This is a genomic window from Microbacterium sp. NPDC007973, assembly GCF_042958465.1.
Classification (GTDB): domain Bacteria; phylum Actinomycetota; class Actinomycetes; order Actinomycetales; family Microbacteriaceae; genus Microbacterium; species Microbacterium galbum.
The window spans coordinates 164,975-180,966 of sequence record NZ_JBIBJJ010000003.1 but is presented as its reverse complement, the minus strand read 5'-3'; the positions used below and the strand labels follow the sequence as shown (position 1 = coordinate 180,966).

General features: G+C 71.2%; 14 protein-coding genes. 13 read left to right on the top strand and 1 reads right to left on the bottom strand.

Translation table 11 applies throughout. The features are described from left to right. The first annotated feature begins 6 nt into the window (after positions 1-6). From alaS to ACFZA2_RS09685, 12 genes are all read left to right on the top strand, one after another. Complete coding sequence (gene alaS, locus ACFZA2_RS09740) at positions 7-2,676, top strand: alanine--tRNA ligase (RefSeq protein WP_391403826.1); 2,670 nt, start codon at positions 7-9, stop codon at positions 2,674-2,676. Then, entirely contained in the window at positions 2,673-3,146 is a 474-nt protein-coding gene (ruvX, locus tag ACFZA2_RS09735) for a Holliday junction resolvase RuvX (RefSeq protein ID WP_391403823.1), read from the top strand. Before alaS ends, ruvX begins: the two co-directional genes overlap by 4 nt. Before the next feature lies 1 nt (position 3,147). After that, on the top strand, positions 3,148-4,884 hold the full coding sequence (mltG, locus tag ACFZA2_RS09730; RefSeq protein ID WP_391403820.1) for an endolytic transglycosylase MltG: 1,737 nt from the start codon (positions 3,148-3,150) through the stop codon (positions 4,882-4,884). After that, entirely contained in the window at positions 4,878-5,714 is an 837-nt protein-coding gene (locus ACFZA2_RS09725; protein ID WP_391403817.1) for a shikimate dehydrogenase, read from the top strand. Before mltG ends, ACFZA2_RS09725 begins: the two co-directional genes overlap by 7 nt. Before the next feature lie 4 nt (positions 5,715-5,718). Further along, positions 5,719-6,945 (top strand): chorismate synthase, encoded by a 1,227-nt coding sequence (gene aroC, locus ACFZA2_RS09720; protein WP_315995750.1) that lies wholly within the window; start codon positions 5,719-5,721, stop codon positions 6,943-6,945. Next, on the top strand, positions 6,932-7,507 hold the full coding sequence (locus ACFZA2_RS09715) for a shikimate kinase (RefSeq protein WP_391403813.1): 576 nt from the start codon (positions 6,932-6,934) through the stop codon (positions 7,505-7,507). The genes aroC and ACFZA2_RS09715 overlap by 14 nt, the downstream gene beginning before the upstream one ends. Next, positions 7,504-8,580 (top strand): 3-dehydroquinate synthase, encoded by a 1,077-nt coding sequence (aroB, locus tag ACFZA2_RS09710; RefSeq protein ID WP_315995751.1) that lies wholly within the window; start codon positions 7,504-7,506, stop codon positions 8,578-8,580. The genes ACFZA2_RS09715 and aroB overlap by 4 nt, the downstream gene beginning before the upstream one ends. Continuing rightward, positions 8,577-9,113 (top strand): GNAT family N-acetyltransferase, encoded by a 537-nt coding sequence (locus ACFZA2_RS09705; RefSeq protein ID WP_391403810.1) that lies wholly within the window; start codon positions 8,577-8,579, stop codon positions 9,111-9,113. Before aroB ends, ACFZA2_RS09705 begins: the two co-directional genes overlap by 4 nt. A 72-nt stretch (positions 9,114-9,185) precedes the next feature. Further along, the gene (locus ACFZA2_RS09700; RefSeq protein WP_391403807.1) at positions 9,186-9,644 is read left to right on the top strand and encodes a type II 3-dehydroquinate dehydratase; all 459 of its coding nucleotides are present in this window, start codon (positions 9,186-9,188) and stop codon (positions 9,642-9,644) included. Positions 9,645-9,716: 72 nt separating this feature from the next. Beyond that, the gene (efp, locus tag ACFZA2_RS09695) at positions 9,717-10,277 is read left to right on the top strand and encodes an elongation factor P (protein ID WP_315995754.1); all 561 of its coding nucleotides are present in this window, start codon (positions 9,717-9,719) and stop codon (positions 10,275-10,277) included. Between the two features lie 18 nt (positions 10,278-10,295). Continuing rightward, positions 10,296-10,706, top strand: a complete 411-nt coding sequence (gene nusB, locus ACFZA2_RS09690) for a transcription antitermination factor NusB (protein WP_298872920.1) — start codon at positions 10,296-10,298, stop codon at positions 10,704-10,706. A 94-nt stretch (positions 10,707-10,800) separates the two neighbouring features. After that, positions 10,801-13,797: an SNF2-related protein gene (locus ACFZA2_RS09685; protein ID WP_391403802.1), complete on the top strand. Its 2,997-nt coding sequence runs from the start codon at positions 10,801-10,803 to the stop codon at positions 13,795-13,797. A gap of 27 nt (positions 13,798-13,824) precedes the next feature. Here the strand turns inward: ACFZA2_RS09685 and ACFZA2_RS09680 are convergent, their stop codons facing one another. After that, entirely contained in the window at positions 13,825-14,220 is a 396-nt protein-coding gene (locus tag ACFZA2_RS09680) for a tautomerase family protein (RefSeq protein ID WP_391403799.1), read from the bottom strand. Between the two features lie 142 nt (positions 14,221-14,362). Between ACFZA2_RS09680 and ACFZA2_RS09675 the strand changes: the two genes are divergently transcribed. Continuing rightward, positions 14,363-15,946, top strand: coding sequence for a Rieske 2Fe-2S domain-containing protein (locus ACFZA2_RS09675; protein ID WP_391403796.1), 1,584 nt, complete (start codon positions 14,363-14,365; stop codon positions 15,944-15,946). Positions 15,947-15,992: the final 46 nt, after the last annotated feature.

Sequence of the window (15,992 nt, the reverse complement as noted above, 5' to 3'; positions counted from 1 at the left end):
CCCGCCATGAAAACCGCCGAGATCGCCCAGCGCTTCCTCGACTTCTTCGAGAAGAAGAACCACACGATCGTCCCCTCGGCCTCGCTCGTCACCGACGACCCGGCCCTGCTGTTCACCGTGGCGGGCATGGTGCCCTTCATCCCGTATCTCAGCGGCGTCGTGCCGCCGCCCTACCCGCGTGCGGCGGACGTGCAGAAGTGCATCCGCACCAACGACATCGAAGAGGTCGGCAAGACGCCGCGGCACGGCACGTTCTTCCAGATGCTCGGCAACTGGTCGTTCGGCGACTACTTCAAGGAAGACGCGATCCGCTTCGCCTGGGAACTGCTGACCGCGCCCGAGTCCGAGGGCGGCCTGGCCTTCGACCCGAAGGACCTCTGGGTCACCGTCTATGAGGAGGACGACGAGGCTCGCGACCTCTGGCTGAAGCTCAGCAGCCTGCCCGACGAGCGCATCCAGCGCCTCGGGAAGGACACGAACTACTGGTCGACGGGCCTTCCCGGCCCCGCGGGTCCCTGCTCGGAGATCTTCTTCGACCGCGGTCCGGATTACGGCATCGACGGCGGTCCCGCGACCGACGACGACCGGTACGTGGAGATCTGGAACCTCGTGTTCATGCAGTACGAGATCACGAACGTGCGCTCGAAGTACGACTTCGACATCGTCGGAGAGCTCCCCGCGAAGAACATCGACACCGGCATGGGCCTCGAGCGCATCGCGTTCATCAAGCAGGGCGTCGACAACATGTACGAGACCGACCAGGTGCGCCCCGTGCTCGACCTGGCGGCGAAGCTGGCGGGCAAGGCCTACGGCGCCGAGTCGCACGAGGACGACGTGCGCCTGCGCATCGTCGCCGACCACGTGCGTTCGTCGCTCATGCTGCTCGCCGACGGCGTGACCCCCTCGAACGAGGGCCGCGGCTACATCCTGCGCCGCATCATGCGTCGCGCGATCCGCTCGATGCGCCTGCTCGGCGTCGAGGGAGCCACCTTCCCCGAGCTGTTCGCCGCCTCGCGCGACGCGATGAAGGAGTCCTACCCCGAGGTCGAGGCCGACTACGCCCGTCTCTCGGCCTACGCGATCGCCGAGGAGCAGACGTTCCTCCGCACCCTCGCGGCCGGCTCCGAGATCCTCGACCAGTCGGTCGCCGAGGCCAAGACCGGAGGCGGCACGACGCTGTCGGGCTCCGAGGCGTTCCTGCTGCACGACACCTACGGCTTCCCGATCGACCTCACGCTCGAGATCGCCGAAGAGGCCGGGCTGTCGGTCGACCGCGGCGCGTTCGACCAGCTCATGCAGGAGCAGCGCACACGCGCCAAGGCCGATGCGCGCGCCCGCAAGGGCGCCATCGCCGACCAGAGCGCGTACCGCGAGTTCCGCGCGCTCGGCGAGACCGTGTTCACCGGATACACCGAGCTGCAGACCGAGTCGAAAGTCCTCGGCATCCTGGTCCAGGGGCAGGGGACCGACCGCGCCTCGGAGGGTCAGATCGCCGAGGTCATCCTGGCCGAGACCGCCCTCTACGCAGAATCCGGCGGCCAGGTCGCCGACAAGGGCGTCATCGTGGGCCCGGGTTACGAGCTCGAGGTGCTCGACGTGCAACGTCCCGTGCCGGGTCTGGTCAGCCACACGGTCGAGGTGACCACCGGTGAGGTCGCCGTGGGCGCACCCGCCACCACCGTCGTCGACGGACTCAACCGCCACGCGGCGCAGCAGGCGCACACCGCCACGCACCTCGTGCACGCGGCGATCCGCGACACTCTCGGCAAGACCGCGACGCAGACCGGGTCGCTCAACCGTGCCGGCTACATGCGCTTCGACTTCAGCTGGGGCTCGGCGCTCTCGCCCGAGACCCGCACCGAGATCGAGGACATCGCCAACAACGCCGTCCGCGACAACCTCGAGGTCACCACCCGCGTGATGTCGCTCGACGAGGCGAAGGCCGCGGGCGCCATGGCCCTGTTCGGCGAGAAGTACGGCGACACCGTGCGCATGGTCGACATCGGCGGCCCGTGGTCGCGCGAGCTCTGCGGCGGCACGCACGTCGCGCGCAGCGCAGAGATCGGCCTCGTGAACCTCGTGGGCGAGCAGTCGGTCGGCGCCTCGAACCGGCGCGTGGAGGCACTTGTCGGCCTCGACGCCTTCCGTGACCTCGCCGCGGAGCGCGCGATCGTCTCGCAGCTGTCGACGTCGCTCAAAACACCGCGCGAGCAGTTGACCAACCGCATCGCCGAGCTCGCCGCGAGCCTCAAGGCCGCGGAGAAGAAGATCGCGGCCTTCGAGGCGCAGGCCCTCACCGGCCGCCTGCCGCAGCTGGTGGAGTCGGCTGTGGCCGTCGGAACCGTCAAGGTCGTGGCGCAGAGCCTCGGCGAGGGCGCCTCGGCCGACGACGTGCGCTCCCTGGCCCTGCAGGTGCGCGACCGCCTCGGCAGCGACCCCGCGGTCGTCGCCCTCGCTTCGGTCGCCGGCGGCCGCGCGACGGTCGTCGTCGTCACGAACGACGCGGCACGCGAGCGCGGTCTCGCCGCCGGTGCCCTCGCGAAGGCCGCAGCCGCCGTGCTCGGCGGCGGCGGCGGCGGTCGTCCCGACGTCGCGCAGGGAGGCGGAACGGATGCCGCGGCCCTGCCGCAGGCGCTCGACGGCATCGTCGCCGACGTGCGGGCGACGACCGCGTGACGGAGTTCCGACGCGGCATCCGTCTGGGGATCGACGTCGGGCGCGCCCGCGTGGGGGTCGCCCGCTCGGACCCGGACGGGGTGCTGGCCGTCCCCGTCGAGACGGTGCCGCGCAAAGGCGAACCGGTGCGCCGGATCGCCGCGCTGGCGACCGAGTACGAGGCGTTCGAGGTGCTGGTGGGTCTGCCGCTCAACCTCCGCGGCGAGGACACCCCGTCGACCACCGATGCACGTCGGTTCGCCGAGCAGCTGGCATCCACTCTCCCCATGCCGGTGCGGCTGGTCGACGAGCGACTGAGCACCGTGTCGGCGCACGGCGTGCTGCGGGAGGCAGGTCGTTCCCAGCGCGACTCTCGTAGCATTGTGGATCAAGTCGCCGCTGTGGTGCTGCTGCAGCAGGCGCTCGACGTGGAGCGACAGTCCGGCGAGCCGGCCGGACCCGCCGTATCACCGGGACAGGAGCCCGCCTGACATGCCCGAGAATCAGCCCCCCCAGAGCGATCCGTTCGCCGACCTGTACGGTCGCCTGCCCGACCCGCGCAGCGGCGCGCGCGCGGCCGACGATTCGGCCGACGCCGCTCCGCCCTCGCGCCGCGCTGCTCGTGAGGCGCGCCGCGCGCAGACCGGCCCGACCGACACGAACCCCGCCGTCGCCGCGGCCCCCGTCCCGAACGGCGCCAGCGCGCCGGCACCCCGGTTCGACGCGGCGCGGCGCGCGCCGGAGGAGACCTCTGCGCCGGAGCCCACCCGCGCCGCGGAGCGCACGCCCGCGCCGCGTGCCGCCGAGCCCGCGCCGCGCACCGCCGCACCCACCCCGGCGCCCCGCGCCACCGAGCCCGCGTCCGCGCCGCGAGCCACCGACGCGGCCGCAGCCACGGCATCCGCCTCATCCTCGGACGTCGCACGCGACGGCGGAGCATCCGCGCCCGGACCCCGCCGGACGAGCGCGCCGGCGACGATCGACGACGTCTCCCGCGAGGCGCAGCCGGCGCTGGTCGGTTCCGCGACGGCCGGACGCCCCGCTCCGGGTACCGCCGGCATGGCCTCCGGGTCGCTCGAAGACCTCTTCACCGGACAGACCACGACCCACGAGATCGGCCACGCCGCGCCCCGCGCCCCCAAGAAGCGCCGTCGCGTCGGCGGCTGGATCGCCCTCGCCGTGGTCCTGGTGCTGCTCGGCGGCATCGCCGCGGGCGGCATGGTCGTCTGGAACACCTACGGCGATCGCATCCAGGCGTTCCTGGGCAACGGCGAGCCCCTCGACTACGAAGCGGGGCAGGCCACGGGCGAGGCCCGCGTCACCATCGTCTCGGGCGACACGGGGGAGTCCGTCTCGCCGAAGCTGTTCGAGGCCGGCATCACGAAGGCCTCGAATTCGCTCTACAAGTACATGGTCGACAACTCCGTCGCCTTCACCTTCCAGCCGGGCGTCTACAAGCTGCAGCAGCAGATGACGTCGGAGGCGGTCCTCGCCGCTCTCCGCGACCCCGCGAGCCGTCTGGACTACTCCGTGCAGCTGCGCGAGGGGCTCACCCTGACGCAGTCGCTCGACGTCATCTCCGAGCAGCTGAGCATCCCACGCGCGGATCTCGACGCCGCCGCCGCCGACCCGTCGGTGTACGGTGTGCCCGCCTCGACGCTCGAGGGGTGGATCTTCCCGGCGACCTACGACTTCGACGAGGGCGTCACCGCCCAGCAGGTCATCGAACGCATGGTGCAGCGCACGATCCAGTCGCTCGACGCCGCGGGGGTCCCGGAGTCCGACCGGGAGCGCATCCTCATCGTCGCGTCGATCATCGAACGCGAGGCGCGCAGCAGCGAGGACTTCTACAAGGTCTCGCGAGTGATCGAGAACCGCCTCCAGCCCGACAACACCGAGACCCACGGCCTGCTCCAGATGGACTCGACCGCCCAGTACGGAGCGGGAGAACTGGATGCCGGGTCGTCGTCGTCGTCCGAGAACGCGCTCACCAGCGACAACCCATGGAACACCTACGTGCGCCCGGGTCTGCCGATCGGGCCCATCGCCAACCCCGGCGATCTCGCGATCGACGCGGCGATGAAGCCGGTGGACGGCTCGTGGTACTACTTCACCACCGTCAACCTCGCCACCGGCGAGACGGTGTTCTCGACGACCTACGCCGACCAGTTGAAGGCCGTGGACCAGTTCCGTGCGTGGTGTCGCGAGAACCCCGACGGCGGATGCTGACCGACGCCACCCGGTTCGCCGTCTGGGGCGACCCGATCGCGCATTCGCGGTCGCCCCGGCTGCATGCCGCCGCGTACGGCGTGCTCGGACTCGACTGGGAGTACGGACGGCGACGCGTCGACGAGGCGACCTTCGCCACGGAGGTCGACGGGTTGGATGCCACCTGGCGCGGCCTGTCGTTGACGATGCCGTTGAAGCACGTCGCGGCCGCCCGGGCCACCACCCTCGACGACGACGCGCGACTGACCGGCGCCGTCAACACCTACCTGCTGACCGGCAGGGGAGCCCACGGCTTCAACACCGACGTGGGCGGACTCGCCCGCGCCCTCGACGAGGTCGGCGTGCGCCGACCCGAGCGCGTGCGCGTGCTGGGCGCGGGAGCGACGGCGACCTCGGCCCTCGTCTCGGCGGCCCGCGCCGGAGCGGTCGAGGTGGAGGTGCGGGCTCGGCGCCCCGAAGCGGCGGCCCCCCTCGCCGAACTGGGGGCGCTCCTGGGCATCGCGGTGCGGACCGCGCCTCTCGACGCGCCCGATCCCGTCCAGGTCGACGCCACGATCGCCGCCCTGCCCGGCGGCACCGACCTCGGCGCGCTCGCGGGGGCGTTGGCATCCACGTCCGGGCCCCTCGTCGACGTCGTCTACGGCGGCTGGCCCACACCTCTGGCGCGGGCCTGGAAGAGCGCCGGGGTGGCCGCGCACGACGGGCTCGCGATGCTGCTGCACCAGGCGCTGCTGCAGGTGCGCGTCTTCATCGCCGGTGACCCCGCGCAGCCCCTCGTCCACGAGGACGAGGTGCTGGCCGCAATGCGCATCGCGCTCGTGGGAGACTAGACGAATGCTTCGCGTCTTCACCGCCGGCGAGTCCCACGGCCCCGAACTGATCGCCCTCATGGAGGGGATGCCGGCCGGTGTCCCGGTCTCCTCGGCCCAGATCCGCGCCGAACTGGCGCGCCGTCGACTCGGGTACGGTCGCGGCTCGCGCATGAAGTTCGAGGAAGACGAGCTGACGCTGTCGACGGGCATCGTGCACGGCTTCACGATCGGCAGCCCGATCGCCCTGCGCATCGGCAACACCGAGTGGCCGAAGTGGACCGAGGTCATGAGCCCCGAGCCCGTCGAGCTGTCCGACCGCTCCCGCGGACGCGGAGCCGCGCTCACGCGCCCCCGCCCCGGCCACGCCGACCTCGTCGGCATGCAGAAGTACGGCTTCGACGAGGCCCGCCCCATCCTCGAGCGCGCTTCCGCACGCGAGACCGCAGCACGCGTCGCCCTGGGCGCCGTGGCCCGTTCGTTCCTCAGCGAGCTCGGCATCCGCCTGGTCAGCCACACGCTCTCGATCGGTCCCGTGCGCGTGCCCGACGACGCCGCGCTGCCCACTCCCGACGACGTCGACCGGCTCGACGCCGATCCGTTGCGCTGCTTCCACGCCGACACCAGTGCGGCGATGGTCGCCGAGGTCGACGATGCCAAGAAGGCGGGCGACACGCTCGGCGGCATCGTCGAGGTGCTCGCGTACGGCCTGCCCCCGGGGCTCGGCTCGCACGTGCAGTGGGACCGCCGTCTGGACGCCCGCCTCGCCCAGGCGCTCATGAGCATCCAGGCCATCAAGGGCGTCGAGGTCGGCGACGGGTTCCTCACCACGACGCGCCGCGGTTCTCAGGCGCACGACGAGCTGTTCGCCACCGAAGACGGCATCACCCGATCGTCCGACCGTGCCGGCGGCACCGAGGGCGGCATGTCGACCGGCACCGTGCTGCGCGTACGCGCCGGCATGAAGCCGATCGCGACGATCCCCAAGGCCCTGCGCACGGTCGACGTCGCCACCGGCGACACCGCCGCCGCGCACCACCAGCGCTCGGACGTCTGCGCGGTGCCCGCGTCGGGCGTCGTCGCGGAAGCCATGGTCGCGGTGACCCTCGCGGATGCCGTGCTCGAGAAGTTCGGGGGCGACAACGTCGCCGAGACCCGCCGCAACCTCGAGTCGTACCTCGCGAACCTGCCCGAGACCCTGCGCACGACCGACGCGTCGGACGCCGCGCTTCTCGCGCATGACCTCGCCTGAGCAGGCTCCCGCCGGAGCCGACGACCGTACGCCGGTGACCGGGACCGGTTCGGCCGTTGTGCTCATCGGTCCGATGGGCGCCGGGAAGACCAGCGTGGGGCGCCGCGTCGCCCGCGCCCTGGGCACCCCCTTCACCGACACCGACAAGCTCGTCGTGCGCGAGCACGGACCGATCCGAGACCTGTTCCTCGTCCACGGCGAGGCGCACTTCCGCGCGCTCGAACGCGACGCGGTCGTCGAGGCGCTGGGCCGCGGGGGCGTCGTCGCGCTCGGCGGGGGAGCGGTGCTCGACCCCGCGACGCGAGAACGCCTCACCGCGCATCGCGTCGTCCTGCTCACCGTGGCGCCGCACGTGGTGGCATCCCGTATCCACGGCGACGATCGGCCCCTCCTCGGGGGCGAAGACCCCGTCGAACGCTGGCGGCGCATCTACGACGAGCGGCGTCCCGTCTACGAGGCCACGGCCGACATCACCATCGACACGTCGTCGGGGCCCCTGTCCCGCGTCGTCGACGACATCGTGGCCTGGGCGCAGAGCGTCCCGGCCCAGGAGACATCATGAGCGACACCACAACGATCAGCGTCGCCGGCGACCCCGGCTACGACATCACGATCGGCCGGGGCCTGCTGGCCGCACTGGGCGAGAAGCTGCCCGCCGCCGCCCGGAAGGTGCTCGTGGTGCACCCGCCCACCCTCGCCGCGCAGGCCGAGGCTCTGCGCGCGCAGCTGGTGGGCGATCGCCAGGTGCTGCTGGCCGAGATCCCTGATGCCGAGCAGGGCAAGCGCGTCGAGGTCGCCGCGTTCTGCTGGCAGGTCATGGGCCAAGCCGACTTCACGCGCACCGACGTCGTGGTCGGTTTCGGCGGGGGAGCCGTGACCGACCTCGCGGGCTTCGTCGCCGCGACCTGGTTGCGCGGGGTCGCCCTCGTGCAGGTCCCGACCACCGTTCTGGGCATGGTCGACGCCGCCGTGGGCGGGAAGACCGGCATCAACACCGCCGAAGGCAAGAACCTGGTCGGTGCGTTCTGGCCGCCCGTGGCCGTGGTCTGCGACCTCGATCTGCTCGACACCCTCTCGAAGAACGAGGCGACCGCCGGCTTCGCCGAAGTGGTCAAGGCGGGCTTTATCTGGCACCCCGAGATCCTCGACCTCATCGAGGCCGACCCGACGGGCATCGTCGATCCGAAGGGCGACGCGTTCCGCCGCTGCGTCGAGCTCGCGATCGACATGAAGGCGCGCGTCGTCGGGGAAGACCTGCGCGAGGCGGGCCTTCGCGAGGTGTTGAACTACGGGCACACCCTCGGCCACGCCATCGAGCATGCCGAGCGCTACCGCTGGCGTCACGGGGCGGCGATCTCGGTGGGCATGGTGTTCGCCGCCGAGCTGTCGCGCCTCGCCGGGCGCCTGTCGGACGACGTCGCGCAGCGGCACCGCACCGTGCTCGAGTCGCTGGGGCTGCCGACGACCTACCGCGCCGGGGCGTTCCAGACGCTGAAGGCGACGATGCAGCGCGACAAGAAGAGCCGCGGGAGCATGCTGCGCTTCATCGTGCTCGACGACCTGGCGCGGCCCACCGTGCTGCAGGCGCCCGACGAGTCGCTGCTGTTCGCGGCCTACCAGGAGGTCGGTGCGTGACCACCGCCGTGCGCCGCGTGCGCGCGGGGGAGGGCGGACGCGTCCGCGAGCTGCGGCTGCGCGCGGTCGGCGACCCGGCGGCATCCATCGCGTTCCTCACGACCTACGAGCAGGAGCTCGAGCGGGATCAGGCGTTCTGGGACGAGCGAGCGGCGGGCGGCGCCGACGGCGACTCCGCCGCGATGTTCGTGGCCGAGAGCGCCGACACGTGGATCGGCACGTGCACGGTGCTCGTCCGGCGCGCGGGCGACGTCGACCACACCGGGCGACGACTCACCACGGGACGCGCCGACGTCGTGGGGGTCTACGTCGATCCCGCACATCGCGGATCCGGCGCGATCGACGCCCTGCTCGACGCCGCGGCGCGCTGGAGCGCCGACCAGGGATTCGAGACGCTCGCGCTCGACGTGCACGTGGACAACGCACGGGCCCAGGCCGTCTACCGCCGCGCCGGCTTCGTGCCGACGGGCGAGACCTTCACGAGCCCCATCGGCGACGAGCTCGCGATGAGCCGGTCGCTTCGCACACTGTGACACGGCCCGGGCCGGCCGGCCGACGCTCCCGTCGGACGAGCGCAGCGGGAGGCCGCTGATAGCGTGCGGGACATGACCACGCCCCGCCGACTGCTCCTCGTCAACGGCCCCAACCTGAACCTCCTCGGCACCCGTCAGCCCGAGATCTACGGCCGCGACACCCTCGCCGACGTCGAACGCGTGACGGCCGAGGCCGCCGGCCGGCACGGCCTCGAGGTCCGCGCGATCCAGAGCAACCACGAGGGCGTCCTCATCGACGCGATCCACGTCGCCCGGCTCGACTGCGCGGGCATCGTCATCAATGCCGGGGGGTACACACACACCTCCGTCGCGCTGCGCGACGCCCTGGCATCCGTCGATCTCCCCGTCGCCGAGGTGCACATCTCGAACATCAGGGAGCGCGAGGCGTTCCGGCACTTCTCGTACATCGAGGACGTCGCCGCGGTGCACGTGATCGGCGAGGGCGTGCCCGGGTACGCGCGAGCCGTCGACCTGCTCGTGGAGGTCATCTCGGGCCGCGCCGACGGCTGAGCCCGCTCATCACGTAGACTCTGACGTCGGGCTCTCGCCCACTTCGACTCACGAAACGGAATATCGGCACTCATGGCATCCACCGCAGACATCAAGAACGGCGTCGTCCTGAACATCGACGGTCAGCTCTGGAGCGTCGTGGAGTTCCAGCACGTCAAGCCCGGCAAGGGCGGCGCCTTTGTGCGCACCAAGCTCAAGAACGTCATGAGCGGCAAGGTCGTCGACCGCACGTTCAACGCCGGCGCCAAGATCGACCTCGAGAACGTCGACCGTCGCGACTTCACCTACCTCTACAACGACGGCGAAGGCTTCGTCTTCATGGACGTCGCCGACTACGACCAGATCACCGTGGGAGCGGCGACCGTCGGCGACGCGGCCAACTTCCTGCTCGAGAACCAGCAGGTGCAGATCGCGCTCAACAACGGCAACCCGCTCTACATCGAGCTGCCGCCGTCGGTCATCCTCGAGGTGACGTACACCGAGCCCGGTCTGCAGGGCGACCGCTCGTCGGCCGGCACCAAGCCCGCCACCGTCGAGACCGGTTACGAGATGCAGGTGCCGCTGTTCCTCGAGACCGGCACCAAGATCAAGGTCGACACTCGCACGGGCGAGTACCTCGGCCGCATCAGCTGACGTCTCGATCCCGACAGAATGAGTGCTCGTACCAAGGCGCGCAAGCGCGCCCTCGACATCCTGTTCCAGGCCGACGTGCGCGGCGAGGAGCTGCCCGTGATGCTGGCCACCGAGGCCAAGCGCGCGGCCTCCGAGCCCGACCGTCAGGCCTCGTGGCTGTACGCCCGCGACATCGTCGACGGCGTGATCGACAACCGCGATGCGATCGACGAGCAGATCACCACGTTCGCCAAGGACTGGTCGCTTCAGCGCATGCCGGCCGTCGACCGGGCGCTGCTGCGGATCGGCACGTGGGAGATCCTCTACAACGACGAGGTGCCCACCGCCGTCGCGATCGACGAGGCCGTCGAGCTGGCGAAGGAGTTCTCCACCGACGACTCCGGTTCGTTCGTGCACGGCGTGCTGGCGCGGATCGCCCGCTCGTCCTGATCCCGCCCCACGAACGCCGACGCGGCCCCGACATCTCGTCGGCGGTCGCGTCGCGGCGTTCGCGGGGCGGGTGGGTTCGAGGCAGAGTGGGTGTATGAGCTCGTGGCGTGACCTCATCCCCGGGGCGGAGCGCGCGTCGTTCGACGCCCTCGCCCTGGGCATCGAGCTGCGCCAGCGCGAGGCATACGACCCGGCCCGGTGGGAAGCCCGTGCCGTCGTCCCGGTGACACCACGCCTGCTGGCTCGACGGCAGGACGACCTGCAGCTCGTCGCCCGTCCGCTCGTGCGCGGCGCCCGCGACGCCTGGATCCGAGCGGATGCCACGTGGGACACGGTCCGTCGGTCCTCCGGCCGCTTCGATCCGGCGCAGGTGCGCTGGTTCGCCGAGCTGCACGCCCTGGCCCAGGCGATGCGCACGACGGGGCCTTTCGCCGCGCCCGGTGACACGATCGCACTCGACACGGTCGAGTCCCCGCTGCTCTGGCCGCACCTGGCCGCGGCGGCGGAGCTCGGCATCCCGCTGACCGCGATGCATGCGCAGCAGAGCGTGCGCCTCGCCGCCGGGGCCGAGGCCCGGGTGGCGATCGACGCCGAGGTCGGGGGAGCACTGCGCCTGTCGGCCGACGTCTCGCTCGACGGCGCGCCCGTCGCGGCCGCACACGTCCGCCCCCTCGGGGGCTCGGGGATCTTCGCCTTCGCGCTCGACCGCGATCCCGTGCCGATCGTGCTGGCGCCCGTGGCGATGCCGGCGCCCCTGCCCGCCCTGCTCGGCACCGACGGGGTCGAGATCCCGCGCACGGACGCGGGGGAGTTCCTCGCCGAGGCCTACCCGCGGCTCGCGCGTCGCGCCCCGCTGTCGGTGGGCGCCGGCGTCCCCGCGCCGCCCGCGCCCCGCCCGACGCTCGAGGTGACGGTCGGCTACACCGATGACGACGTCTCGTACCGCTTGGAGTGGGTGTACCCCGGATCCCTCCGCTTCGCCTATGACGGCGAAGATCCGGATGCCGGGCGACTGGGCGGGGCGCCGGCTGCCGACGTCGATCCCGCCCTCGCCGAGCGCGACGCGCGCGCCGAGGCGCAGATCGGCGAACGTTTCGAGACGGCGTGGATGGCGGCATCCGATCTCCCCGTCGTCGGGCGCGCGCGTCTGCTCGACGCCGATGCGGCGGCGTTCACGACGCGTGTCCTGCCGGCCGTCGACGTCGTCGACGAGGTGCGCGTGCGCACGAGCGGCACCGTTCCGACGTTCCGCGAGCTGCGCGGAGACCCCCACCTGCGCATCACCGCGGTGGAGTCCGTCGATCGCGACTGGTTCGACCTGGGGATCGTGGTCACCATCGACGGACGCGCGATCCCGTTCGGCACGCTGTTCTCTGCGCTGTCGCGCGGCCGCACACGCATCAAGCTCTCGGACGGGGCGTGGTTCTCCCTCGCCCACCCATCGCTGCAGCGCTTGCGCGATCTGCTCGACGAGGCCGCGGCCCTCGACGAGTGGGAGACCGGTCCTCGGTTACCGCGCACGCACCTCGCGCTATGGGCGGAGTTCGAAGACCTCGCCGATCAGTCCGAGGCCGCGGTGCAGTGGCGCGGTCTCGCCCGGGCGTTGCACGATGTGGATCAGGTCCCCGCGGTGTCGACGCCGCCGGACTTCCGCGCCGTGCTGCGGCCCTACCAGCGAGAGGGCCTGTCGTGGCTCGCGCTGTTGCACGGGCACCGGCTCGGCGGGATCCTGGCCGACGACATGGGCCTCGGCAAGACGCTGCAGCTGCTGGCCCTCATCGCGCACACCCGCGCCCGCGGCGACGAGCGCCCGTGGCTGGTGGTCGCACCGACGTCGGTGCTGCCCACGTGGCGCGACGAGGCGGCCCGCTTCGCCCCCGGGCTCCGGGTGAGCGTGGTCGAGGCCACCGCGGTGCGGCGCGAGCGCACGGTCGCCGCGATCGCGTCCGCGGCCGACGTCGTGATCGCCTCCTACGGCATCGTCCGGGCGGATGCCGCGGAGTTCGCCGCACCGCACTGGTCGGGGGTCGTGCTCGACGAGGCGCAGTTCGTGAAGAACCCGGCCACCCGCATCCATCGGGCGATCGCGGGCCTGTCCACCGACGCCGTGTTCGCCGCGACGGGGACGCCCATCGAGAACGGCCTCGACGACCTCTGGGCGTTGCTGTCGTTGACCGCGCCGGGGCTCTTCCCCTCGATCCTGCAGTTCCGCGAGGACTACACCCGGGCGATCGAACAGCTGCCGACCGATCAGCCCACGGCGCTCTCCGCCGCCGCGGCGAGCGCGCACCGCGACAAGACGCTCGCGCGGCTGCGTCGCCGCGTGCGCCCGTTCCTGCTGCGCCGCACCAAGGACGTCGTGGCATCCGATCTGCCTCCCAAGCAGGAGCAGGAGATCGTGGTGCCTCTCGCGCCGGCCCATCAGGAGGTGTACGACCGGGTGCTGCAACGCGAGCGGCAGAAGGTGCTGGGGCTGCTCGAGGATCTCGATCGACAGCGGTTCATCGTGTTCCGGTCGCTGACGCTGCTGCGCATGCTCGCCCTCGCACCGGGCCTGGTCGACGAACGCGACGCGCACCTGGGTTCGGCGAAGCTCGACGTCCTCCTGGATCGTCTGGTCGAAGTGGCTGCCGAGGGGCACCGCGCGCTGGTGTTCAGTCAGTTCACCTCGTTCCTCGACCTCGCGGCGGAACGCCTGGATGCCGCCGGCCTGGCGTACGCGCACCTCGACGGCAGCACCGCGCGGCGGGGCGAGGTGGTCGAGGGGTTCCGCGAGGGCGACGCGCCCGTCTTCCTCATCAGCCTCAAGGCGGGCGGATTCGGGCTGACCCTCGTCGAGGCGGAATACGTGTTCTTGCTGGACCCGTGGTGGAACCCCGCGGCCGAGAACCAGGCCGTCGATCGCGCCCACCGCATCGGGCAGACGCGGAGCGTGTTCGTCTACCGGCTCATCGCCGCCGGCAGCGTGGAGGAGAAGGTCCGCGCCCTCCAGCGCCGCAAGGCCGCGTTGTTCGACGCCGTGATCGATGACGGAGAGGCGTTCGCGGCGTCGCTGGACGCCGATGACATCCGCTCGCTGCTCGGGCCGTGACGACGGCAGTCCGTAGGCCTCCTCGACTCAGCCCAGCTCGCCCGTGACGAACTGCGCGACGCCGCGGCCGAACGACCAGTCCGCGTCGCCGTTCTCGGTGATGCTGACGACGAGGTCGTTCCCCGCGACTCCGACGCGTCCGCCCAGATACCGGGCGAGCAGCCGGTAGAGCTCCACCTTCGCGTCCTCGGTGCGCAGCTTCGACGCCAGGCGCACGATCACGAGGCGTTCGCTGCGCTCGATGCCGAGTCCCGTGTCGAGGGCGACGAGCTCGAACGGCTCGTGCTGCGTGAGGATCTGATACCGGTCGGTGTCGGGGACGCCGAACGCCTCGACGACGGCCTCCTGCACGGCATCCATCATCGTGCGCAGTTCGGACTCGTCGTATTGGCCGCGGATCGTGTCGATCATCACCAGGGGCATCAGAAACCTTTCGTGGGGGTCCGCACGTTACCCGCGGCGATTGTGCGGGCGGACGGCTTGACGCGGACACCCCTGCTGCTCTCAGGCCTCTTCCCGGAGCCCCGCGTAGACTCGACGGGTTCGCCAACGACACAGGAGCGGCATGAAGATCACCGGCCTCGGCCACGCGGGAATGTTCATCGAGACGCGCGGCGGCAGCATCATCTGCGACCCCGTCCTCGGTCCGAGCTTCTTCGGCTCGTGGTTCCCGTTCCCCGACAATCGTGCCCTCGACTGGGAGCGCTTCGGCAAGGCGGACTTCCTCTACATCTCGCACCGTCACCGCGATCACTTCGATCCGGCTCTGCTCGAGCGGTACGTGCCGAAGGACATCAAGGTGCTCCTGCCCGAGTACCCGACCGACGACCTCGAGCAGGACCTCCTCGCCCTCGGCTACACGAACCTCGTTCGTACCGAAGCGGGCGTGCCTCTGCAGTTCGGCGACCTGAAGCTCATGGTGACGCCGCTGCGCGCCCCCTCCGATGGTCCGATCGGCGACTCGTCGCTCTCGCTCGACGACGGCACCGCCTCGGTCCTCAATCAGAACGACTCCCACCCGCTGGATCTCGAGAAGCTGTTCGACTTCGGCAAGCCCGACGCGTACTTCACCCAGGTCTCGGGCGCCATCTGGTGGCCGATGGTCTACGACCTGCCCCAGGATGCCAAGCAGAACTTCGCCCAGCTCAAGCGCGACGCGCAGAACAAGCGCGCGATGTACTACATCGACAAGGTCGACGCCGAGCACGTGTTCCCGATGGCGGGCCCGCCCATGTTCCTGCGCGAAGAGCTGTTCCGTTACAACGGCACGGGCCTCGAGAACGACTCGATCTTCACCGACCAGCGCGAGTTCCTCGCGCACATGAAGGAGCAGCGCCCCGACCAGAAGGGCTATCTGTTCCTTCCCGGCACCGAGGTAGAAGTGCAGGGCTCCGATGTCACGGTGACGCAGACGCTGTACACGGATGCCGAGATCGAGCGCGTCTTCGGCGACAAGTGGAACTACCTCGCCGAGCAGCGCGACAGCCGCCAGGCCGAGGTGCGGGCCGAAGAGGCCACGCGTGCCGAGGTCATCCCGCCCGCCGAGATGCTCGCCGCCCTCAAGGAGTGGTGGGAGCCGCTGCTGCGTCGCGCCCGCACGATCCGCAACGGCGTGGGCGGCATGGTGCGCTTCCGCATCGGCGAGCTCGACATGGTCGTCGACTTCCCCAAGGCGAAGCTGCGCGAGTACGCGGGGGAGGAGTGCATCTACTGGTACACGATCCCCGCCGACCTCGTCTCCACGAACATCCGCGACCACGAGATCGACTGGTCGAACTCGATCTTCCTGTCGATGCAGTTCGAGGTCGGTCGCTCGGGCAAGTTCAACGAGTTCCTCACGACGTTCCTCAAGTGCCTCTCGCGCGACCGCATCGAGTACGTCGAGAACTGGTACGCCGAGCAGTCGGACCAGACCGAGGATGCCGAGATCGGCGACTGGACCGTGCAGCGTCGGTGCCCGCACCTGCGCGCCGACCTGACGAAGACCGGCAAGATCGAGGACGGCGTGCTGACCTGCTCGCTGCACGACTGGAAGTGGGACCTGGAGACGGGTCGCTGCCTGACGACGACGGGGCATCCCATCCGCTCGTCGCGCGTGCGCACCACCCCGAGCGGAGAGCGCGCCGCCGCCGAGGTCACCGCGGGCTGAGTCGTCCCGGGCCCGCGGCGCAGCCGCACCGGCATCCGCCCCCGCT

Excerpts from the sequence above, each read along its gene's own strand:
- alaS (WP_391403826.1), top strand. The coding sequence starts at position 7 with ATGAAAACCGCCGAGATCGCCCAGCGCTTCCTCGACTTCTTCGAGAAG.
- mltG (WP_391403820.1), top strand. The coding sequence starts at position 3,148 with ATGCCCGAGAATCAGCCCCCCCAGAGCGATCCGTTCGCCGACCTGTAC.
- ACFZA2_RS09725 (WP_391403817.1), top strand. The coding sequence starts at position 4,878 with ATGCTGACCGACGCCACCCGGTTCGCCGTCTGGGGCGACCCGATCGCG.
- aroC (WP_315995750.1), top strand. The coding sequence starts at position 5,719 with ATGCTTCGCGTCTTCACCGCCGGCGAGTCCCACGGCCCCGAACTGATC.
- ACFZA2_RS09715 (WP_391403813.1), top strand. The coding sequence starts at position 6,932 with ATGACCTCGCCTGAGCAGGCTCCCGCCGGAGCCGACGACCGTACGCCG.
- aroB (WP_315995751.1), top strand. The coding sequence starts at position 7,504 with ATGAGCGACACCACAACGATCAGCGTCGCCGGCGACCCCGGCTACGAC.
- ACFZA2_RS09700 (WP_391403807.1), top strand. The coding sequence starts at position 9,186 with ATGACCACGCCCCGCCGACTGCTCCTCGTCAACGGCCCCAACCTGAAC.
- efp (WP_315995754.1), top strand. The coding sequence starts at position 9,717 with ATGGCATCCACCGCAGACATCAAGAACGGCGTCGTCCTGAACATCGAC.
- nusB (WP_298872920.1), top strand. The coding sequence starts at position 10,296 with ATGAGTGCTCGTACCAAGGCGCGCAAGCGCGCCCTCGACATCCTGTTC.
- ACFZA2_RS09685 (WP_391403802.1), top strand. The coding sequence starts at position 10,801 with ATGAGCTCGTGGCGTGACCTCATCCCCGGGGCGGAGCGCGCGTCGTTC.
- ACFZA2_RS09680 (WP_391403799.1), bottom strand. The coding sequence starts at position 14,220 with ATGCCCCTGGTGATGATCGACACGATCCGCGGCCAATACGACGAGTCC.
- ACFZA2_RS09675 (WP_391403796.1), top strand. The coding sequence starts at position 14,363 with ATGAAGATCACCGGCCTCGGCCACGCGGGAATGTTCATCGAGACGCGC.